Below are 20,911 nucleotides of genomic sequence, written 5' to 3'. Positions count from 1 at the left end.
GCGCTCTAGTCTTTTGTTTTGGCGCGTTTTCTTCACGCGAACCGGTATCCACTTCGCTCGAAAGCACTCTAGAGAATGAGGTCCGTCGCGGTGAGCGTGCCGATCACTTGCAGGGCGATGACGAAGTCCGCCACGCCGTCGCCGTTCACGTCGCCCGACAGGTGATGGTAGCCCGAGCCGTCGGCGGCCCCGATGATCAATTGGCCGGAGACGTTGCTGAACGTCGTCACCACGGTGAAGGCGTCGTCCCCGCCGCCGGTCTTGGCGTCGATGCCGCTCAGGTTGACGCGGTCGCCCTGGGCGCTGGTGAAGTCGTACACCAGGTCCGAAGCGATCGGGCTGCTGTCCGTGACGGCGAGGAACACGAAGGTGTCCGCGCCGGTTCCGCCGACCAGGAAATCCGCCCCGCCGCCGCCCGTCAGGGTGTCGGCGCCGTCCAGCCCGTAGAGAATGTCGTTGCCGCCGGCCCCCACCAGCACGTCGGCGACGTTGTGGCTGGCTCCGTCGCCGACCAGGGTGAAGGCCTGGTTGGCGCCGCCGCTGATGATCAGGTCCGTGCCCTTCAGCGTCGTGCCCTGCACCGCGATGGCCGACTGGAAGTTGCCGCCCGAGTCCGGAGCCGAATAGATGAAAGTGACGCCCTCGTAGCGGGCGAGCGTGATCTTGCCGCCGTCGATCGCCGAGATGTCGATCTTGTCCGTGCCGGAGGTGAAGCCGATGATCAGGTCGTAGGCGGTGAAGTTCGAGTGCGAGATCGACTGGTAGAGGAAGGTGTCGGTCCCCGCCCCGCCATAGAGGATGTCGGCGCCGTCGCCGCCGATCAGGGTGGTCTGCCCCAGTCCGCCGACCAGGACGTCCTTGCCCGCCCCGCCGCGCAGCGTCTCGTTCCCGAAGCTGCCGAACATGGTCACGCCAGTGACGGCGCCGCTGACGATCAGGTCGGCGGCCTGGATGTCGCCATAGACCTGGACCGCGCTGAAGCCGGTCCCCACGCCGCCGAAATAGACGAAGCTGGTCGCGCCGAAGCGGGCGATGACGACATTGCCGCCGTCCGCCGCCGAGACGTCGATCTTGTCCTGGCCGGACGCGAAGTCGGCGATGACGTCCCAATGCAGGAGAGTGGAGTCGCCCGCGCCGTAGACGAAGGTGTCCGCCCCGGCGCCGCCGTACAGGAAGTCGGCTCCGCCGCCGCCGCGGATGGTGTCGACGCCCCCGTTGCCGGCGATGACGTCGTCGCCGCTTCCGCCCGTGAGGGTGTCCGCGCCGCTCGAACCGAGGATCGTGAAGCCCTGGTTGGCGACGCCGGTGACGATGTCGCTCACCTGCAGGCCCTGGCCCAGGGCCAGGATCACGCCTTCGGAAGCCCCGTCGCCATTCTGGTCGATATAGAGGAACTGGTTGGTTCCGTCGGTGGCCAGGGTCAGCTTGGTCGAAGCGGTCATCAACGGCGTCAGGCGCAGGCTGTCCACGCCGTGGGCGAAGTCGGTGATGGTGTCGTAGGCCGCCAGGGTGCTGTCGCCGATGGCCTCATAGGCGAAGATGTCTGCGCCGCCGTTGCCGATCAGGGTGTCGGCCCCGCCACGTCCCGTCAGGGTGTGGCCCAGGCCGTCGCTGATGATGATGTTGGCGTTGGCGTCGCCGGTCGCCGAGCCGGTGACGGTCACCGTCAACTGCGCCGTCGAGGTGAGGCCGCCCGGGTCGCGGACCGTGTAGTCGAACTTGTCGGTCACCACCTGGCCGATGATCAGGCCTTCCTGGTTGGCGACATAGGTGTAAGAGCCGTCCGGATTGATCGTCAGCTGGCCGAAGCCGCCGTTCACCACCGTGCCGCCGGCCACCACCGCCTGGTTCACGTGGGTGAAGTTGAAGGCGACGTTGGTCACCACCAGGCTGGCGTTGGTGTTGTCGATGTCGGTGTCGTTGGTCCGCACCGAGCCGCTGGTGGACAGACGCTGGATCACCGAGGTGGCGTCGTTCACGCCGATCGGCGCGTCATTGACGTTGGCGACCGGCGCGGTGACGGCGCTGGTCTTGCTTTCCGGCGTGGCGTGCAGGTCGGTGTAGCTGACCACCACCCGGAAGGTGGCGCTGACGTCGGTGTCGCCCAGGGTGTAGGTCGCCTGGTCGGTCCCGACATTGACGAAGCCCGAGCCGGTGTTGCGCTGCCACTGGTAGTGCAACGGACCCAGCCCGTCGGCGTCGGCCAGGGTCGAGACGTTGGCGGTCAGCACCTGGTCCTCGGCCAGAGTCCCGGTGATGGTCACCGCGCCGGTCGGAAGGTCGTTGATATTGGCCACCGCGGCGGTGGCGCCGCTGGTCGCCGACTCGGCGAACCCGCCGCCGTCGGTATAGCTGACCACCACCCGAACGGTGGCGCCGACATCGGCGTCGCCCAGGGTGTAGGTCGCCTGGTCGAGGGCCCCGGCGATGTTGGCGAAGCCCGAGCCGGTGTCGCGCTGCCACTGGTAGTGCAGCGTGCCCAGGCCATCCAGATCGGCCAGGGTCGAGACCGCGGTCAGCACCTGGTCCTCGGTCGCCGTGCCGGTGATCGACACCCCGCCGGTGTGGGGGTCGTTGCCGTTGGCCACCGGAACGGTCGCGGTGCTGGTCTTGGCTTCCGCCGTGCCCTGCTGGTCGACGTAGCTGACCACCACGCGGATCACGGCGCCGACGTCCGGATCGTCCAGGGTGTAGGTCGCCTGGTCGACCCCGACATTGACGAAGCCCGAACCGCTGTCGCGCTGCCACTGGTAGTGCAGGGTCCCAAGACCGTCGGCGTCGGCCAGGGCCGAGACGTTGGCGGTCAGCACTTCGTTCTCGGCGACCGTGCCGGTGATGGTCACCGTGCCGGTCGGGACGTCGTTGACGTTGGCGATCGCGGCGGAGCTGGCGCTGGTCGCGCTCTCGGAGAAGCCCTGGCCGTCGGTGTAGCTGACCACCACCCGGACCACGCCGCCGACATCGGCGTCGCCCAGCGTGTAGGTCGCCTGGTCGGCGGCCCCGACGACGTTGGCGAAGCCCGAACCGACGTCGCGCTGCCACTGGTAGTGCAGCGTGCCCAGGCCATCGGGATCGGCCAGGGTCGAGACGGCGGTCAGCACCTGGTTCTCGGTCGGCGTGCCGGTGATCGACACCCCGCCGGTGTGCGGGTCGTTGACGCCGGCGATGGCGGCGGAGCCGGCGGAGGTCACCGCCTCGGCCGTGCCCTGCTGGTCGGTGTAGCTGACGACCACGCGGACCACGCCGCCGACGTCGGCGTCGCCCAGGGTGTAGGTCGCCTGGTCGAGGGCTCCGACGATGTTGACGTAGCCCGAGCCGGTGTCGCGCTGCCACTGGTAGTGCAGCGTGCCCAGGCCATCGATGTCGGCCAGGGTCGAGGTGTCGGCGGTCAGCACCTGGTTCTCGGTCGGCGTGCCGGTGATGGCCACCCCACCGGTCGGGGCGTCGTTGACATTGGAGATCGAGGCGGTGCCGGGGCTGGTCGCGCTCTCGGCGAAGCCCTGGTCGTCGGTGTAGCTGACCACCACCCGGACCACGCCGCCGACGTCGCCGTCGCCCAGGGTGTAGGTGGACTGGTCGGCGGCCCCGACGATGTTGACGAAGCCCGAGCCGACGTTGTGCTGCCACTGGTAGTGCAGCGCGCCCACGCCATCGACGTCGGCCAGGGTCGAGGTGTTGGCGGTCAACACCTGGTCCTCGGTCGGCGTGCCGGTGATCGACACCCCGCCGGTGTGGGGGTCGTTGACGCCGGCGATGGCGGCGGAGCCGGCGGAGGTCACCGCCTCGGCCGTGCCCTGCTGGTCGGTGTAGCTGACCACCACCCGGACCAGGCCGCCGACGTCGGCGTCACCCAGGGTGTAGGTCGCCTGGTCGAGGGCTCCGACGATGTTGACGTAACCCGAGCCGACGTTGTGCTGCCACTGGTAGTGCAGCGTGCCCAGGCCATCGATGTCGGCCAGGGCCGCGGTGTTGGCGGTCAGGATCTGGTTCTCGGTCGCCGTGCCGGTGAGCGACACCCCGCCGGTCGGGGCGTCGTTGACGTTGGTGATCGAGGCCGTGCCGGCGCTGGTCGCGCTCTCGGAGAAGCCCTGGTCGTCGGTGTAGCTGACCACCACCCGGACCACGCCGCCGACGTCGCCGTCGCCCAGGGTGTAGGTCGCCTGGTCGGCGGCCCCGACGATGTTGACGTAACCCGAGCCGACGTTGTGCTGCCACTGGTAGTGCAGCGTGCCGATGCCATCGACGTCGGCCAGGGTCGAGACGGCGGTCAGCACCTGATCCTCGGTCGGCGTGCCGGTGATCGACACCCCGCCGGTGTGCGGGTCGTTGACCCCGGCGATGGCGGCGCTGGCGGCGCTGGTCACCGAATTGGCGAAGCCCTGGCCGTCGGTGTAGCTGACCACCACCCGCACCGTGCCGCCGACGTCGTCGTCGCCCAGGGTGTAGGTCGCCTGGTCGGCCGCGCCGATGCTGGCGAAGCCCGAGCCCACGTTGCGCTGCCAGTCATAGTGCAGCGTGCCCAGGCCATCGGAGTCGGCCAGGGTCGCGGTGTCGGCGGTCAGGATCTGGTTCTCGGTCGCCGTGCCGGTGACCGACACCCCACCCGTCGGGGCGTCGTTGGTGGCGGCGATCGCCACGGTCGGCGCGCTGGTCGCCGATTCCACCGTGCCGCCGGCGTCGGTGTAGTAGATCACCACGTGAACCACGCCGCCGATGTCGCCGTCGCCCAGGGTGTAGGTCGACTGGTCGGCGCCGACATTGACGTAGCCGCCGCCGACGTCGTGCTGCCACTGGTAGTGCAGCGTGCCGATGCCGTCGACGTCGGCCAGGGTCGAGACCGCGGTCAGGACCTGGTCCTCGGCCGCCGTGCCGGTGACGGCCGCGCCGCCCGTGTGGGCGTCGTTGACGCCGGTGATGTTGACCAGCACCGAACCACCGGCCGAGGCGGCTCCGCCCGCGCCCTGGCCCGAGGCGGGCGCGCCGTCGTTCAGGCTGTAGTTCAGCGTCACGCTGGCGGGCGGCGCGTCGCTGAGGTTGGTGTAGGTGATGTGGTTGATGAGGTCGTTGACCAGCGCCGTGGTCGCCGTGGCGGCCGAGCTGTCGAAGGCGATGGTCAGCACGCCGGCGACGCTGCTGAAGGTGGCGAAGGTCAGCCCCCCGACCTGCAGGTTGGCGCCGCTGACCGTGAACAGTCCGCCCGAGGCGAAGAAGAAGGTGTCGACGGCGTTGGCCGAGGCGCGCTGGACCGTGAAGACCGCGCCGTCGAAATCGCCCAGGCCGCCGTTCAGGGCGCCAAGGTCGATGTCGGAGACCGTCAGCGAACCCAGCAAGGTCGCCGCCGTCTGTTCGGTGGCGCCGACCGTGGTGGCCGAGGCCGGGACCACGGGCGTGTCGTTGACCGCCGTGATGCTGGTGGTCAGGTCGATGCTGGCGTCGCTGAACCGGGTCTGGCCGCCGTTGACGCTGACGTCCAGGAGCGCGCCGGTGGTCACCGCGCCACCCGAACTGTCGATCAGGTAGGCGGTCAGGGCCGGCACGGCGCCGTTGAAGTTGGCCGTCGGCAGGAAGCGGACCAGCGTGCCGGCCGCCAGCACCAGGGCCGCGGACTCGCTCGGCGAGCCGATCGTGATCCAGGCGCCGTTGAAGTACTGCCAGATGCCTTGGGTCGTGACGGCGTTGTCGGTGATGGCCACGCCGGCCAGGGTGTCGCCGACATCGGGATCGCTGAAGTGCGAGCCGAACAGGGTCGAAACGGTCTGGCCGGCCGGGGCGGCGGTGTCTTCGGCGACGGCCGTCAGGGTGGCCGAGCCGCTGACCACGGGCGCGTCGTTGGTCGGAGTGACCGTGATGCTCAGCGTCATGGCCGTGCCGTACGGGGTCGAGCCGCCGGTGGTGGTCAGGTCGGCGATCGCGCCGGTGGTCACCGCGCCCGACGAGTCCTCGATCATGTAGACGGTCAGGGCCGGCGGCGTGCCGGAATAGTCGGCGGCCGGCACGAACCGCACCAGGGTGCTGGCGTCGAGGACGAAGGCGGCGGCGGTCGAGACGGCCGGCAGCGCCTGCCACGAACCACCGCCGTCGTCGGAATACTCGTACACGCCCTGGGCGGCGGTCGCGGTGTTGGCCGTCACGGCGATCCCGGTCAGGGCGTCGGCGGTGCTGCCGCCCGAGACCTGGTCCTTGGCGTCGGAGAAGTGGCTGGTGAACAGCGACGAGACCGTCTGGCCGGCGCCCGGCGCGGAATCCTCGCCGATCGTGGTCAGGGTAACCGCCGCGCCGCCAGTGGTGACCGGGGCGTCGTTGATCGCGGTGACCGAATGGTCGAGCACCACCGTGCCGGCGCTGTAAGGCGTGGAGCCGCCGCTGGTGGTGACGTTGACCACCGCGCCGTTGGTCAGGGCGCCGCCGGAAGCGTCCACCAGCTTGACGGTCAGGGTCGGAGCCGGGCCGTTGAAGTCGGTGGCCGGCAGGAAGCGCAGCGGGGCGCTGGCGGCGAGGGTCACCGCCGCCGCCGTCGAGGCCGCGCCGACGTTCACCCAGCTGGAGCCGTTATAATACTGCCACTGCCCGGTTCCGGCCGACGAGCCGTTGGCGACCACGGCCACGCCGGCGAAGGCGTTGGCCGACGAACCGCCCGTCACCTGGTCGGCGCTGTCGTCGTACTGGCCGCTGAACAGGGCCGAGACCGTGTTGGTCAGGCCGGCGTTGGCGACATCTTCGTTGGTCGCGGCCAGGGTTTCCGTGCCGTCGCCGCTGACCACCGGCGCGTCGTTCACCGCGGTGATGGTGACGGTGTAGTTGTCGGTGTCCGACAGCGCCCCGCCCGAACCGGTGTTGCCGCCGTCGTTGACGACCACGGTCAGGGTGGCCGTGCCGTTGACATTGGTCGTGCCCGTGAACAGCAGGCCGTTGGTCGCCGCCAGGGTGGCGTTGATCTGGTTCAGCGTGGCGGTCAGCGTGATGGACGCGGTGCCGTTGCCGACGATGTCGCCGCTGGTCAGGCCGCCGGCGACGTTGGTCAGCAAGGTCAGCACGCCCTTGGTCACCGCCAGGCTGACGGCGACGTCGGTGATGCCCGGATTGGCGTCGACGTCGCCGATCTGCAGGCCGGTGACGGCGATGTTGGTGTCTTCGTTACCCGTGGCGCTGCTGACCGTACCGTTGACCGGCGCGTCGTTGACGGCCGACAGGGTGACCGTCGTCGTGCCGCTGTTCTGGGCGCCGCCGGGCACGTCGGGCGAGCCGTCGCTGACCGTCCAGGTGATGGTGCGGGTGGTGTTGATCCCGTAATTGGTCGGGTTGTCGCCCGTGGTCCAGTAACGGATCTGCGCCAGCGCCGTCTGGTAGTTGGCGAGGGTGTCGTAGCCCGTCAGGGTCAGGGTCTCGGTCGCGGCGTTCCAGCTGAGCGTGATGTTGGTGCCGCCGATCGTGCCGGAGATCGCGCCCCCCGCGCCATAGCCCAGGTGATCGTCGGCGGTGCTGGATTCGTTCGACGAGAACTTGCCGCCGGTGATCTGCACCGTGGCGCCGGCCAGGTGGTCGCTCTCGACGTCGGTGATGGTCGGGGCGACGGTCAGCAGCGCCGGGGCGGAGCCGACGGCGGCCTGCTCGACCACCTGGGTGGCCGTGCCGCTCAGGCCGCTCAGGGTCGGCAGCACGTTGAACTGCATGCCGCCGATGTTGGCGGTCGCGCCGAAGCCGGGCGTGATGGTGTTGATCAGGGTCGCGGTCGTGCCGGCGGCGTCGAGCTGGAACACCCAGATGACGTCGTCGTCGCTGGAGGCGTTGCCGTCGGTGACGTTCTCGCTCTCGATGTAGAGGATGTTGTTGACCTCATCGAGCGTCATGTCGCCCGGATAGAAGTCGGCGGCGGTGACGCCCACCACGGCCACCTGGACGGCGTTGCCCGAACCGTTGGTGGTCGAGGCGCTGGCCACCATCCAGAGGGCGTTCTCGGCCGCCGGGTCGAAGGTGTCCTCGGCGTGGGTGAGGAAGTAGGCGCGGTTGGAACTGACGTCGATCTCGACGTCGGTGATGATGCCGTTCGCCGTGGTGAAGTCCGTGCCATCGCCATCGAGCGGGAACTGGGCCTGCGGTGCCAGCTTGACCGCGGCGGCGGTGATGTTGTTGAGGTCGAGCCGCCAGACCATGTTGGTCTCGACGCTGGAGCCCAGCGAGACGTTGGTGAAGTAGAGGAAGCCTCGCGTGGCGTCGATGTCGAAGTCGCGCGGGATGAAGATCCCCGTGCCGGTGCCGCTCTGCGTGATCCCCGCCGTCGTCTGGGTGACCAGGAACTGCTCGTTGCTCAGCGCACCGGTCGTTGTATTGTAATCGTAGACCTTGATACCCTGGGTGCCGTTGCCGAAGCCCGCGCCCACATCGATGTAGCTGACGTACAACTTCTCGCTGATGTTATCGATGTGCATCGCGTAGACGAGATCGTCGGTCGCGTTGAAGGTCTCGACGGCCGTCGGCGGCGTGGCGCTGCCGATATGCCCCACCAGGATGCGGCTGTTGGACCCGTCGCCGCCGCCCGACAGCACGTAGAAAAGGCCCGCGGCGGTGTCGAGCACCACGTCTTCGGGGAAGCCGGTGCCCAGGTCCGTGGTCGGGTTGTTGTCGAACACCGTGGTGTGGTTGAGCCCGTCGCTGTTGACATAGACCAGGCGCGCGTCGGTCGTGCCGCCCTGGGTCAGGTACCAGACCTGGCCCGTCGGTTGCGTGCCCAGGACGCTGAGGCCGTCGTCCGTGGCCCCGGCCGCGACCGTATAGGTCGTCCCGCCCACGGTGGCGGTGGTGGTCGTGGTCGCGCCGCCCAGTTCCAGGGAACCGGCGTCGTCCTTGTTGTCGACGAAGGTCAGGCTTCCGTCGGTCTCGACCTTGAAGATGCTGACGCCGTTCTCCGTGCCGCCCACCGTCAGGTAGGTGGTCGCGCCCAGCACCGACACCGACAGGCCCTGGGCCCCGGTCAGGCGCAGGCTGGCGGTGTCGGTGACATTGTCGACGCTGGTCAGGGCGCCGCCGCTGCTGACCGAGAAGACGCTGACGCCGTTGTCGACGGAACCTCCGACGAACAGATAGGTCGTACCGCCCACCGTGGCGGTCGCCACGTCGCTGGCGCCGTCCAGTTCGAGGGCGCCGGCGTCGGTGATCGAACTGGTGTGGGTCAGGAGGCCGGCGGCGGAGACCTGGAAGACGCTGACGCCGTCATCGACACTACCGGCCGCGAACAGGAAGGTGTTGCCGCCGATGACCGCCGTGGTCAGGCCCTTCACCCCGTCGAGTTCGAATGTGCCGGTGTCGTCGAGGTCGGTCACCGCAGCCAGGGAGCCATCTCCGCGCACGCGGAAGACACTGATGCCGTCGTCATTGGTTCCGGCCGTGAACAGATAGGCGTTGCCGCCCACCGTCGCGGAGGCCACCCGTGACACGCCGTCCAGGTGCAAGGTCCCGCTGTCGGCGACACTGGAAACCAAGGTCGGGACGCCGTTGGCTCCCACCCGTAACAGGCTGACGCCGTCGTCCGCAGCCCCGGCCACGACCAGGTAGGTGTTGCCGTTGACGACCACCGTGGTCAGGCCGCTGACGCCCAGCAGGTTCAGGGAACCGGAGTCGGTGATGTTGGCGACGTTCGTCAGAGTACCGTTGAGGGCCAGGCTGAAGACGCTGATCCCGTCGTCCAACCCGCCCGCCACGAAGACGTACGTCGTACCGCCGATTTCGGCCGAGGTGACGGCCGACGCGCCGTCCAGTTCGAGGGCGCCGGCATCGGTTTCATTGTCGTTGTTGGTGAGCACGATCGACATGGGTCAGTCCTTTGCCCCGGCGAGGAAAAACCCCGACCGACGAACGCCGGCGACGCCGCGCGGCGTGCCCCTGGCGTGATGTGGAGGAAATGCGAGACGACCGGCGTCGTCAGCCGACGCCCCAAGCCAGGAGGAAGAATCGTGCGTGCAAGCGCATGGTTTACGCATCGGACTCCCCCCTGGCTCTAGCGCTCCCGTAAACGCAACCTTAACGAGGAGACCGGGCGCGCACAAGTAGAGACATCCACGCTCGACGAACCGCGTTCTCCTTTCTGTTGTGCGTCCCAGGATAGTCGGCTACGAAGACTCAATCGCGGGCTGGGGGCGGTAACTCTTAAACAACGTTAAGAAGTGGACGCGCGACCTGGGGTTTACCTGGTCACGACGATGCCCCTAGATTGCATGGCCATTACACGGGAGCGGGAGCCGCAAGATGAGTCAGCCTTATGTCGGTGAAATCCGGATATTCGGGGGCAACTTTCCTCCCGCCGGATGGGCGTTCTGCGATGGCCAGCTCATGTCCATCGCCGAGAACGAAGTGTTGTTCCAGCTGATCGGCACCACCTATGGCGGCGACGGCCAGGAGACCTTCGCCATGCCCGACCTGCGCGGCCGCGTGCCGATGCACATGGGCACGGGCGCCGACGGCGTCACCTATATCCAGGGCGAGAGGTCCGGGGTCGAAACCGTCACCCTGAACACCAACCAGATGCCGTTGCACAACCACACCCTGCTCGTCAGCGGCGCGGCCGGCACGACCGCCACCCCCGTCGGCAGCTACCTGTCCAGCCAGGGCCCCGCGGGCACCACCCAGGTGTTCGCCTACATACCGTACACCGGGACCACCCAGGTGGCGCTCAACCCGGCGACCTTCATGCCAGCCGGCGGCAGCCAGCCGCACGACAACATGCAGCCGTACCTGGGGCTGAACTTCATCATCTCGCTGTTTGGCATCTTTCCCCATCAGTGATGGCGCGACGCGCGATCGCGCTCGCCCCCTCCTGACGACCCGGAGACCGGAATATGTCCGCACCATTCGTCGCCGAAATTCGCATGTTCGGCTTCAACTTCCCGCCCACCGGCTGGGCCTTCTGCAACGGCCAGATCCTGCCGATCTCGCAGAACACCGCCCTGTTCTCGCTGCTCGGCACCACCTATGGGGGCAACGGGCAGACGACCTTCGCCCTGCCCAATCTGCAGGGCTCAGTGCCGTTGCACGTCGGCCGCAACCAGCCCGGCCCGGGCCTGTCGGTCTATGACCTGGGCCAGGTCAGCGGCGAGACGAACGTCACCGTGCTGCAATCGGAAATGCCATCGCACGGCCACACGCCGGTGGTGTCCAGCACCGCGGGCACCCTGCCCGACGCCGGCCCCGCCAACCAGCTGGCCAAGAGCGCCAAGGGCAACATCGTCACGGGCGAAACCCAGGGCAAGTTCTACAGCAGCGCCGCGCCCGCCGGCGAGATGGCCCTGCAGGCCTCGGGCCTCGCGGGCAGCAACATGCCGCACAACAACTGCATGCCGTCGCTGGTCCTGAACTACTGCATCGCGATGCAGGGCATCTTCCCGGCCCGCAACTAGCCGCCAGCCTCGCGCAACCCACGCCGCCGCGCTCGACAGCGCGCGCCACGATAAAAGGAGTCGAACCATGGGTACGCCGTTCATGGGCGAGTTGAGGATCATGTCCTTCAATTTCGCGCCACAAGGCTGGGCGCTGTGCAACGGCCAGTTCCTGCCGATCAACCAGAACCAGGCCCTCTTCTCTCTGCTTGGCACCACCTATGGCGGCAACGGGCAGACGACCTTCGCCCTGCCCAACCTGCAGGGCCGCATTCCGTTGCACATGGGCGCCGGCTTCGACCTGGGCCAGGCCAGCGGACAGGCCAGCCACACCCTGATCCTGAGCGAGATGCCGAGCCACTTCCACATGATGCGCGGCGACGGCACGACGGCCGCCACCGCCAATGTCGGTACGCCGGTCGCCAACATGAGCTTTGGTCAGACGACGGGCGCCCCGGCCTCAGGGTCGCCGTTCACCTACAACATGTACGCCACGGCCCCGACCAACGCGACGACGCTGCATCCCGCCTCGGTGACCAACACCGGCGGCAGCCAGCCGCACGAGAACCGCCAGCCGTTCCTGGTGCTGGAAGTCTGCATCGCGCTGCAGGGCGCCTTCCCCTCACGCAACTAGCCAGGCCCTGGGGATGGTCGCTTCGGTTCGAAACGACCATCCCCGGCCGTCAGTTGAAGACGGCCTGGTAGTTCTGGTGCGCCGTCGACGGCGTGTGGGTCGGGATGATGTAGAGGTCGTAGGCCGGTCCGCCTTCCGCCTCGAGCGTCCGCAGGCCCTCCGGCAGGATGGCGTCCGCCGGGCCGCGGAACATCAGGGTGAACGGCGGACGGGACGTGATCTCGGCCTCCCAGGCCTGCATCGCGCGGCGCTCCACCGCCGTCAGCACCAGCGTCAGGTCGACGCCCCCGACACGGAAGGTCTGGCCGACATGGCCGTCGAAGAGGTCGGCGGTGAGTTCGAGGGTCATGAATTCCGTCGCTGGCGAATCACGGGTACGTCAGTATGGCGGCTTCTCCACCGGAACGGGAAGGCCGACCCGCTTCGCCCCTCGAACCACGCGTCCCGATGAGTTTTCGCCGATGAGCTCGAACGCCAACACCGCCGTCCTCGCCTCGCCGCTCGGCGTCATCGCGCTGCGCCCCGAGGTTCCCACCGACGAGGCCTTCCGCTTCGCCCTGTTCCGCGCCTCGCGCGGGCCGGGCTGGGATCAGGTCGCCCTGCCGCCCGACATGCTGGCGATGATCATGACCCAGCAGTTCCGGGCCCAGACCCAGGGCTACCGGGCCGACTATCCCGACGCCCGCCTGGAGATCATCACGGTCGACGACACGCCGGCCGGGCGGCTGGCGGTCGATCGCGGCCGGGGCGCGGTCCATCTGGTCGACATCGCCGTGACGCCGGACCGGCGCGGCCAGGGTCTGGGAACCGCCATCCTGCGACAACTGATGGCCGAGGCCGCCGAGGCCGCCCTGCCTCTGACCCTGCACGTGGCCCGCGACAACCTCGCGGCCCATCGGCTCTATCTGCGCCTGGGCTTCGAGGCGATGGTCGAGGACGAAACCCATCTGTCGATGCGCTGGCTCCCGGCCTCCGCGAAGCCGGCCTGATGCGCGTCGCCGTCGTCGGCTGCGGGGCCTGGGGCGTGAACCTCGCCCGGACCTGCGCCGAACTTGGCGTGCTGGGCGCCGTGGTCGACGCCGACGCGGCCGCCGCCGGGCGTCAGGCCACGGCCTGGGGCGTTCCCGCCCTGCCCCTGGCCCAGGCGCTGGAGGACACCGGCCTGGGCGCCGTGATCGTCGCCACCCCGGCCCCGACCCACGCCGAAATCTGTCGCCGGGCCCTGGACCACGGCAAGGACGTCTTCGTCGAAAAGCCCCTGGCCTTCGACCTCGCCGAGGCCGAGGCCCTGGCCGACCACGTGCGCCGCTCGGACCGGGTGTTCATGATCGGCCACCTGCTGCGCTACCACCCGGCGTTCGAGACCCTGCTGGCCCACGTCCGGCGCGGCGATATCGGCGCGGTGCGCTACGTCACCGCCTCGCGGCTGAACCTGGGGCGGATCCGCGTCCATGAGGACGCCTTCCTCAGCCTGTCGCCCCACGACGTCTCGATGACCCTGGCGGTAGCCGGCGAGGCGCCCGACCGGGTGGAGGCGGCGGGCCGGGCCTTCGTCACCCCGGGGGTCGTCGACGAGGCGCACGCCGATCTCTGGTTCCCGTCCGGCGTCCACGCCCACCTCGCCGCCAGCTGGCTCAGTCCGTACAAGGAGCAGAAGCTGGTGGTGGTGGGCGAGACCGGCGCCCTGGTGTTCGACGACGTCCGCCCCTGGCCCGAGAAGCTGTGGCGGCGCGACCAGGCCGCGACGATGACGCCGGCCGGCCCCGTCGCCGTCGGCGGCGATCCGCGCTTCCTGGAACTGGCCGCCGACTCGCCACTGACCCGAGAAATCCGCCACTTCCTCGAATGTTGCCAGTCCCGAAACGCCCCCCTGACGGGTATCGATGAAGCGCTTCGCGTGCAACGCGTGCTGGAACGGGCGGGGTCTCTACTGACCACATCGTCGCCCAAACTTTTGGAGGCCACCGAGCGGGCCCGCTAGTCTTGCTTCACCTCACATAACACGGTTCGAACATTGCCCATTCCGACCCATGATCTGCAATAGTTCTCCATTCTCGCAAGATGTTTGATCCGCCCAGTCAGATCTATTCCAGAGAAACCAGCTTTGCCTAAGTCATTGTTCAGCGTAGGTTCCCGTTAGAGATTGGCGGGTCAACCCCCAACACCACGCAGGGCGGCTCGGTCGATGAACGTTCATGTTCCTACATTTCCACCAAGCGGCGACATTTCGACGCCGCCGAACTTTCAGACATTGATCCGCAGGATCCAACAGCGCGAAGCCGTGGTCGGCATCATCGGCCTGGGCTATGTCGGCCTGCCGCTGTCCGAGGCCTTCGCCTCGGTCGGGTTTCCCGTGCTGGGCTTCGACCTCGACGCCGACCGGCTGGCGGCCCTCGGCGACGGCATGTCCTATCTCGCCCACTTCGCCGACGAACGCGTGGCGGCGATGCGAAGCCGGGGCTTCAAGGTCACCGCCAATCCGGAGGTCCTGTCCCGCGCCGACGCCATCCTGATCTGCGTGCCGACCCCGATCACCTCGCACCGCGCGCCCGATCTGGGCCACGTGGTCGAGGCCGCCGAGACCCTGGCCCGCACGCTGCGTCCCGGCCAACTGGTGGTGCTGGAGTCGACCACCTTTCCCGGCGCCACGGCCGACGTGCTCAAGCCGATCCTGGAGCGCAGCGGCCTGCGCGCCGGCCACGACTTCGCCCTGGCCTATTCGCCGGAGCGCGAAGACCCCGGTAACCGCGCCTTCACCACCGCCTCGATTCCCAAGATCGTCGGGGCCGACAGCGAGGCCGAGCGCCGCGTGGCCTGCGCGCTCTACGACGCCATCACCACCACCGTTCCGGTCGGCGACACCCGCACCGCCGAGGCGGTCAAGCTGACCGAGAACGTCTTCCGGTTCGTCAACATCGCCCTGGTCAACGAGTTGAAGGTCACTTTCGACGCGCTGGGGATCGACGTCTGGGAAGTGATCCAGGCGGCCCAGACCAAGCCGTTCGGCTACATGCCGTTCTTCCCCGGCCCCGGGGTCGGCGGCCATTGCATTCCGGTGGACCCCTTCTATCTGGCCTGGCGCGCCAAGGCCGAGGGCGCTTGCCTGCGGATGGTCGAACTGGCCGGCGAGATTTCCCAGGCCATGCCCAGGCGGGTGATCGACAAGACCCTGCAAGCCCTGGCCGAACGCGGTCGCTCGCCGGTCGGCGCGCACATCCTGGTGGTCGGGGTCGCCTACAAGCGCAACATCGACGACACCCGCGAGACCCCGGCCCGCGACATCATCGAGATCCTGCGCAGCCACGGCGCCAGGGTCAGCTACCACGACTCGCTGGCCCCCGAACTGACGGTCGGCGACACCCTGATGACCTCGGTCGACATCGCCGGCGACGCCCTGGCCGCCTTCGATTGCGCCATCATCGTCACCGACCACGACCACCTCGACTACGAGCGCCTGGCGCGCGAGACGCCGCTGGTGATCGACACCCGCAACGCCACCGCCGAGGTCGACCCGGCGCTACGCGGCAAGATCGTCAAGGCCTGAGATGAGCGCCCCGCCCCACCCGAACCCGAAGCCGGCCTGGGCCCACCCCTCGGCCGAGGTCGAGCCCGGCGCCGTGCTCGGCGCGGGCACGCGCGTCTGGCGCTTCAGCCACGTGGCGGCGGGGGCGAGGATCGGCGCCGACTGCGTGATCGGCCAGAACGTCGCCGTCGGCCCCGGCGTGGTGATCGGCGACCGCTGCAAGGTCCAGAACAATGTCAGCCTCTATGCCGGGGTGGTGCTGGAGGACGGGGTGTTCTGCGGCCCCAGCTGCGTGTTCACCAATGTCGCCACGCCGCGCGCCGAGATCGACCGCAAGGCCGAGTTCAAGCTCACCCGCGTGCGGCGCGGAGCGACCATCGGGGCCAACGCCACCATCGTCTGCGGCCACACGCTGGGCGCCTGGTGCCTGGTCGCGGCCGGGGCCGTGGTCACCCATGACGTCCCCGCCTTGGCGCTGATGGCTGGCGTTCCGGCCCGCCGGATCGGCTGGGTCAGCCACGCCGGCGAAGTGCTGGGCGAGGACCTGGTCTGCCCGCGCACCGGCGACCGCTACGCCGAGCGGCCGGAAGGCCTGCGCCGGGTGATCAACCTTTCGGGCTTCGGCGACGACGAGCCCTCCAATGAAGAACAGTCAGTGAGCGTAGGATGAAACGGGCCCTGGTCATCGGATCGGAAGGCAATATCGGCAAGCCCCTGGCGGCCCATCTGCGGGCCGGCGGCTGGGAGGTGCTGTGCGCCGACATCAAGCCCGGCTGGCGCAAGGACTACCTGCAGGTCGACATCAACCAGCCGGCCGACCTGATGCCGACCCTGCGCTGGAAACCCGACGTGATCTTCGCCCTGGCCGCCGTGGTCAGCCGGGTGACCTGCGAGCAGGCCTCCAGCCTGGCGGTCGCCACCAATCTGGGCGGGCTGAACAACGTGGTGCTGCTGGCCCAGGCCGCCGACGCCAAGCTGGTCTATTTCTCGACCTCCGAGGTCTATGGCCCCACCGACGGGCCGATGGACGAGGCGACGACGGTTCCCAAGCCCAACAACCGCTACGGCCTGACCAAATTACTGGGAGAGAAGTTGGTCGACTACGAGGTCGCCCAGCACGGCCTGCGCGCCGTCACCCTGCGGCCGTTCATGATCTATGACGAGAACGAGGACTTCGGCGACCACCGCTCGGCGATGATCCGCTTCGCCCACGACCTGGCGCGCGGCCGGCCGATCGAGGTGCATCGCGGCGGCGCCCGAGGCTGGCTGCACATCTCCGACGCCGTGCGGGCCATCGAGGCGGCCGCCGAGGTCCCGGACCACGCTGTGGTCAATATCGGCCATCCCGACATCACCCCGATCGAGGCCCTGGCCGAAGGACTGCGCGCCCGGCTGGACGCCGCGCCCGCCCTGATCACCGTGCGCGACCTGCCGGCCCGGATGACGGCCGCCAAGCAGCCCAGCCTGGACCGCATGCGCGACCTGCTGGGTGTTACGCCCCGGGTGTCGCTGGACGAAGGCCTGGACCGCGTCGTCGCCCGGGTGCGGGCCCGGCTGGCCCAGGTCCAAACCGCGCCGGGGACGCCGGCGTGACAGCCCGCCTGCTGACCGTGGTCGGCGCCCGGCCGCAGTTCGTCAAGGCCATGCCGGTCAGCCGCGCCATCGCCGTCGCGCCCGGCCTGACCGAGGTGATGGTCCATACCGGCCAGCATCACGACGCGGCGATGTCGGAGAACTTCTTCCAGGCCCTGGGCCTGCCGGAACCGGCCGAGAACCTGGGAATCCACGGCGGCTCGCACGGCGAGATGACCGGCCGCATGCTGGCCGCCCTCGACGGGGTGATCGGCCGGGTCCGACCCGACCTGGTGATCGTCTACGGCGACACCAATTCCACCCTGGCCGGGGCCCTGGCCGCCGCCAAGGCCGGCGTGCCGGTGGCCCATGTCGAGGCGGGGTTGCGGGTCTTCGATCGCGCCATGCCCGAAGAGACCAACCGCGTGGTCGTCGACCACCTCAGCCGGCTGCTGTTCGCGCCGACCAAGGCCGCCGTCGCCAACCTGGCGCGCGAGGGACTGGTCGAGGGCGTCTCGCATGTCGGCGACGTGATGCAGGACGCCGTGCTGGCCATGGCCGCCATGCCCGCCACGGGCGAAAACGTGCTCCGGCGTCTGGGCCTGACGCCGGGCGCCTATGCCGTGGCCACCTTGCACCGGGCGGCCACGACGCGGAGCCCGGCCAGCCTGGCGGCGGCCGTCGGCTATCTGCGGGCCCGCCTCGACCAGACGCCGATCGTCCTGCCCTTGCATCCGCGCACTCGCGACGCGGCCGCCCGCTTCGGCGTCGACCTGGCCGGGCTGACGGTGGTCGAGCCCCTCGGACCGCTCGACATGCAGCGCCTGCTGGCCGACTGCGCGGCGGTGTTCACCGACTCCGGCGGCCTGCAGAAGGAGGCCTATTTTCATCGCAAGCCCTGTGTGACACTGCGCGACGACACCGAATGGAGCGAGACGGTGGACGCGGGGTGGAACCGTCTCTGGACCGTGGCCGACTATCGCCCCCGGCGTGAGATCGACGACTACGGAACCGGTGACGCGGCCGAGCGGATCGTCCAGGCGATCGCCCGGTTCCTGGCCGCCGACGTCGTCACGCCGCGCGCCGCGACCGGAGCGAACGCATGAAGGACACCCACGAAACGCGGCCGCCGCTCCCATCCCACGACGTGGCCAAGCCCGGCCGGCTTCGCGCCAAGGCGCCGCGCCGGAAGGACCGGCCGTTGCGGGTCCTGCTGGCCTGCAACTACGACCCGGCCAACGCCGCCACCGTCTGCGACCACATCAACGCCTTCGCGCGCTACTCCCGGCACGACGTCCACGTGCTGTCCAAGGTCGGCGAGATCTTCGCCGACCTGGACCTGGCCAATTTCGACGCCGTGGTCATCCACTATTCCCTGGCCCTGGCCCTGGAGTCCTACGTCGCTCCGCGCTCACGCCGGGCGCTGGCCGACTTCAAGGGCGCCAAGGCGGTGTTCATCCAGGACGAATACCGCTTCGTGAACGCCACGCTGGACGCCCTGGAGGCCTGCGGTGTGGACCTGGTCTTCACCTGCCTGGATCCGGTCGAGGCGGCCCGGGTCTATGGACGGGTGCGCGGCGGCCAGCTTCGAACGCAGCAGGTGCTGACCGGCTACGTGCCCCACAAGTTGCTGGACTACCCGCCGGGCCCGCTGGCGGCCCGGCCCATCATGGTCGGCTACCGCGGGCGAACCTATCCGGCCTGGCACGGCGAACAGGGCCGCGAGAAGATCCGCATCGGCAAGCTGTTCAAGCGCGACGCCAAGCGTTTCGGGCTCTCGACCGACATCGCGTGGTCGGAAAGCAGCCGGCTGTACGGCGGCGACTGGCTGAACTTCATCCGCCGCTGCCGGGCGGTGCTGGCCGTCGAGAGCGGGGCCAGCGTCTTCGACTTCGACGGCGCGGTCGCCGCCCGCAGCGAAAGCTTCGCCGCCCTGGTCGAGCGGCGCCACCCGATCCCCGGCCTGTCCCGCGAGGCGTCCTACGAGACCCTTCGCGACCGGTTCTTCGCCGGCCGCGAGGACGAGATCGACATCGCCCAGATTTCGCCCCGGGTGTTCGAGGCCATCGCCCTGCGCACCCTGGTGATCGCCTATCCCGGTCGCTATTCGGACGTCATCCAGCCCTGGCGGCACTACATCCCGCTCGACAAGGACCACGGCAACATGGCGCAGGTGGTGGACGCCCTGCGCGACGTCGACCGTGTCGCCGAGATCATCGCCAACGCCTATGCCGAGGTCGCCCTCAACCCCGCCTACAGCTATGCGACGATGATCGATCGCTTCGATGGCCTGATCACCGACCTGGCCGCGCGGCGATCGCCGGCCGCCCTGGACGACTGCGTCGGCGACGACTTCCGCGAGGCCTTTCCGCTGCTCCTGATCGACAATCCCCACGCCCTGCCGCGACCCAGCCGCCTACGGCGGTTGGCGGGCAAACTGCTGCGGCGGCTCCGGCTGCACGGCCTGGTGCGCCGCATCATTCGCTAGTCGAGCCGGATCCACCGCCGGATCGGCCCGAGCCGCGCCGCGCCGCGCAGGACAGCCCGCACCGGCGACGGCGCCGCGCGCCAATGCGCCTCGACGACGACCGCCGCCCAGCCGGCCCATTCGCGCAGGCGCAGGGCCAGCAGCAGACGCCGTGGTGGGCCGCTCACGCCAGCACCTGGGCGGCGATCTCGCGCACCGCGGTTCGCCAGCTGTAGCGGCCGGACGCGACGATCTCCTGATAGCTCCGGTCGACCATGGCCTGGGCGTAGGCCAGGTCGCGGCTGCGATCCAGCGCCGCCTCGATGTCGGACAGGTCGCGCTTGACCGGCTGGTAGTGAGCCCCCGCCTCGAGCACGCCGCTATAGTCGCCCTCGACCAACACCTGGAAGGTCCGCGTGACGGCCGCCTCCAGGTGGCGTGGCGACAGGGCGCGCACCTCGGCCGATCCCGTCGCGACGATCACCGAAGGCGGCGGCGTCCAGCCCGCGCCGCTCAAGGGCGCGACCTCGACCAGGGCCAGGTCGCCGGCCGGATCGATCACCGATGAGCCGCCCTCGACCCCGACGACCGCGCGGCTGGCGCCCAGCAGGCGGATCCAGGCGTCGCCCGCCAGCCGTCCCTCGCCGTCCACCGCCACGTCGGCGCGATGGCCGCCGGCGCGCGCCCAGGCCGCCGCCCTCAGGCCCACGTCGCGCTTCAGCATCCCCATCTCGCCCAGCCAGGCCGGTGTCTCCCAGGCCCGATAGCTGACCGCGATCGACCGTCGCGCCAGATCGGGCGAGACGCGCCGCGCCACGCGGATCAGCGGTTCGTCGACATAGGCCGTCAGCATGCGGCGGATGGCGTAGGGCCGGTCCGCGACCGGGTAGAAGCTGTCCCACAGCGCCGGGTCGAGCGCGGTCAGCAGCAGGTCTATGCGGGCCTCGACCAGGAAATCGCGCAGGCGCCGCAGGCTGAGGAACTCGTCGAGCGGCGCAGCGACCCGGCGGGCCCGGGCGGGCGCGGCGGCGACCGCCCGCTCCAGCGCGTCAGATCCCTTGGCCGCGTAGCGGGCCGCCAGGGCGGTGGCGTCGATCAGCACCAGATCGGGATCCAGGGCGGTGATCCAGGCCGGATCGAAAGAAAAGCCAATGTTGAAGAACACGATCCGGCCGGGAAAATGCGCCTTCCAGGCGAAGATCCGCTGGCGCTCCCAGCGCCGCATCGGCCATTGGCCGCGCCAATTGTACAGAACCAGGGCTGTCGGTCGGTGGCGCATGTCCGGCGACCTAGCCGCCGTCCAGCCGGGTCACGCCCCGGGTCACGCCATCCGCGCGCGTGAACCGTGA

Annotated in this window: 14 protein-coding genes; 10 read left to right on the top strand and 4 right to left on the bottom strand. The window is 69.4% G+C overall.

Translation table 11 applies throughout. The features are described 5' to 3' along the window. Positions 1 to 68: 68 nt before the first annotated feature. On the bottom strand, positions 69 to 9,806 hold the full coding sequence (locus tag ASD79_RS04420) for a M10 family metallopeptidase C-terminal domain-containing protein (RefSeq protein WP_056719789.1): 9,738 nt from the start codon (positions 9,804 to 9,806) through the stop codon (positions 69 to 71). A gap of 433 nt (positions 9,807 to 10,239) precedes the next feature. Here ASD79_RS04420 and ASD79_RS04415 point away from each other — a divergent pair, with 433 nt between their 5' ends. The 3 genes from ASD79_RS04415 (at position 10,240) to ASD79_RS04405 (ending at position 12,000) form a co-directional block, all read left to right on the top strand. Continuing rightward, positions 10,240 to 10,776: a phage tail protein gene (locus tag ASD79_RS04415; protein WP_056719788.1), complete on the top strand. Its 537-nt coding sequence runs from the start codon at positions 10,240 to 10,242 to the stop codon at positions 10,774 to 10,776. A 53-nt stretch (positions 10,777 to 10,829) separates the two neighbouring features. After that, positions 10,830 to 11,387, top strand: a complete 558-nt coding sequence (locus ASD79_RS04410; RefSeq protein WP_056719787.1) for a phage tail protein — start codon at positions 10,830 to 10,832, stop codon at positions 11,385 to 11,387. Positions 11,388 to 11,454: 67 nt separating this feature from the next. Beyond that, positions 11,455 to 12,000, top strand: coding sequence for a phage tail protein (locus ASD79_RS04405; RefSeq protein WP_056719786.1), 546 nt, complete (start codon positions 11,455 to 11,457; stop codon positions 11,998 to 12,000). Between the two features lie 49 nt (positions 12,001 to 12,049). On the opposite strand, the gene ASD79_RS04400 is transcribed toward ASD79_RS04405, so the two are convergent. After that, on the bottom strand, positions 12,050 to 12,349 hold the full coding sequence (locus ASD79_RS04400) for a hypothetical protein (protein WP_056719785.1): 300 nt from the start codon (positions 12,347 to 12,349) through the stop codon (positions 12,050 to 12,052). A gap of 112 nt (positions 12,350 to 12,461) precedes the next feature. Between ASD79_RS04400 and ASD79_RS04395 the strand changes: the two genes are divergently transcribed. The 7 genes from ASD79_RS04395 (at position 12,462) to ASD79_RS04365 (ending at position 19,583) form a co-directional block, all read left to right on the top strand. Beyond that, positions 12,462 to 12,989 (top strand): GNAT family N-acetyltransferase, encoded by a 528-nt coding sequence (locus tag ASD79_RS04395; RefSeq protein ID WP_056719784.1) that lies wholly within the window; start codon positions 12,462 to 12,464, stop codon positions 12,987 to 12,989. Next, positions 12,989 to 13,981 (top strand): Gfo/Idh/MocA family protein, encoded by a 993-nt coding sequence (locus ASD79_RS04390; RefSeq protein WP_056719783.1) that lies wholly within the window; start codon positions 12,989 to 12,991, stop codon positions 13,979 to 13,981. The genes ASD79_RS04395 and ASD79_RS04390 overlap by 1 nt, the downstream gene beginning before the upstream one ends. A 270-nt stretch (positions 13,982 to 14,251) precedes the next feature. Next, positions 14,252 to 15,544, top strand: a complete 1,293-nt coding sequence (locus tag ASD79_RS04385; protein ID WP_200952272.1) for a nucleotide sugar dehydrogenase — start codon at positions 14,252 to 14,254, stop codon at positions 15,542 to 15,544. A 1-nt stretch (position 15,545) separates the two neighbouring features. Then, positions 15,546 to 16,193 carry an N-acetyltransferase gene (locus ASD79_RS04380; protein WP_056719781.1) on the top strand — a complete coding sequence of 216 codons (648 nt, stop codon included), beginning with the start codon at positions 15,546 to 15,548 and terminating at the stop codon, positions 16,191 to 16,193. Further along, a complete protein-coding gene (locus ASD79_RS04375; RefSeq protein ID WP_056719780.1) occupies positions 16,190 to 17,116 on the top strand; it encodes an NAD(P)-dependent oxidoreductase in 927 nt (308 codons plus the stop codon). Before ASD79_RS04380 ends, ASD79_RS04375 begins: the two co-directional genes overlap by 4 nt. Next, on the top strand, positions 17,113 to 18,201 hold the full coding sequence (gene wecB, locus ASD79_RS04370) for a non-hydrolyzing UDP-N-acetylglucosamine 2-epimerase (RefSeq protein WP_056719779.1): 1,089 nt from the start codon (positions 17,113 to 17,115) through the stop codon (positions 18,199 to 18,201). Before ASD79_RS04375 ends, wecB begins: the two co-directional genes overlap by 4 nt. Continuing rightward, positions 18,198 to 19,583, top strand: coding sequence for a hypothetical protein (locus tag ASD79_RS04365; protein ID WP_056719778.1), 1,386 nt, complete (start codon positions 18,198 to 18,200; stop codon positions 19,581 to 19,583). The genes wecB and ASD79_RS04365 overlap by 4 nt, the downstream gene beginning before the upstream one ends. On the opposite strand, the gene ASD79_RS23700 is transcribed toward ASD79_RS04365, so the two are convergent. After that, complete coding sequence (locus ASD79_RS23700) at positions 19,580 to 19,750, bottom strand: hypothetical protein (protein WP_156400354.1); 171 nt, start codon at positions 19,748 to 19,750, stop codon at positions 19,580 to 19,582. The two genes, ASD79_RS04365 and ASD79_RS23700, sit on opposite strands and share 4 nt — an antisense overlap. Then, positions 19,747 to 20,841, bottom strand: a complete 1,095-nt coding sequence (locus ASD79_RS04360) for a hypothetical protein (RefSeq protein ID WP_056719777.1) — start codon at positions 20,839 to 20,841, stop codon at positions 19,747 to 19,749. The genes ASD79_RS23700 and ASD79_RS04360 overlap by 4 nt, the downstream gene beginning before the upstream one ends. Positions 20,842 to 20,911: the final 70 nt, after the last annotated feature.

The sequence above is a fragment of the Caulobacter sp. Root655 genome (assembly GCF_001427665.1).
Taxonomy (GTDB): domain Bacteria; phylum Pseudomonadota; class Alphaproteobacteria; order Caulobacterales; family Caulobacteraceae; genus Caulobacter.
This window is presented reverse-complemented; position numbering and strand designations above follow the sequence as displayed.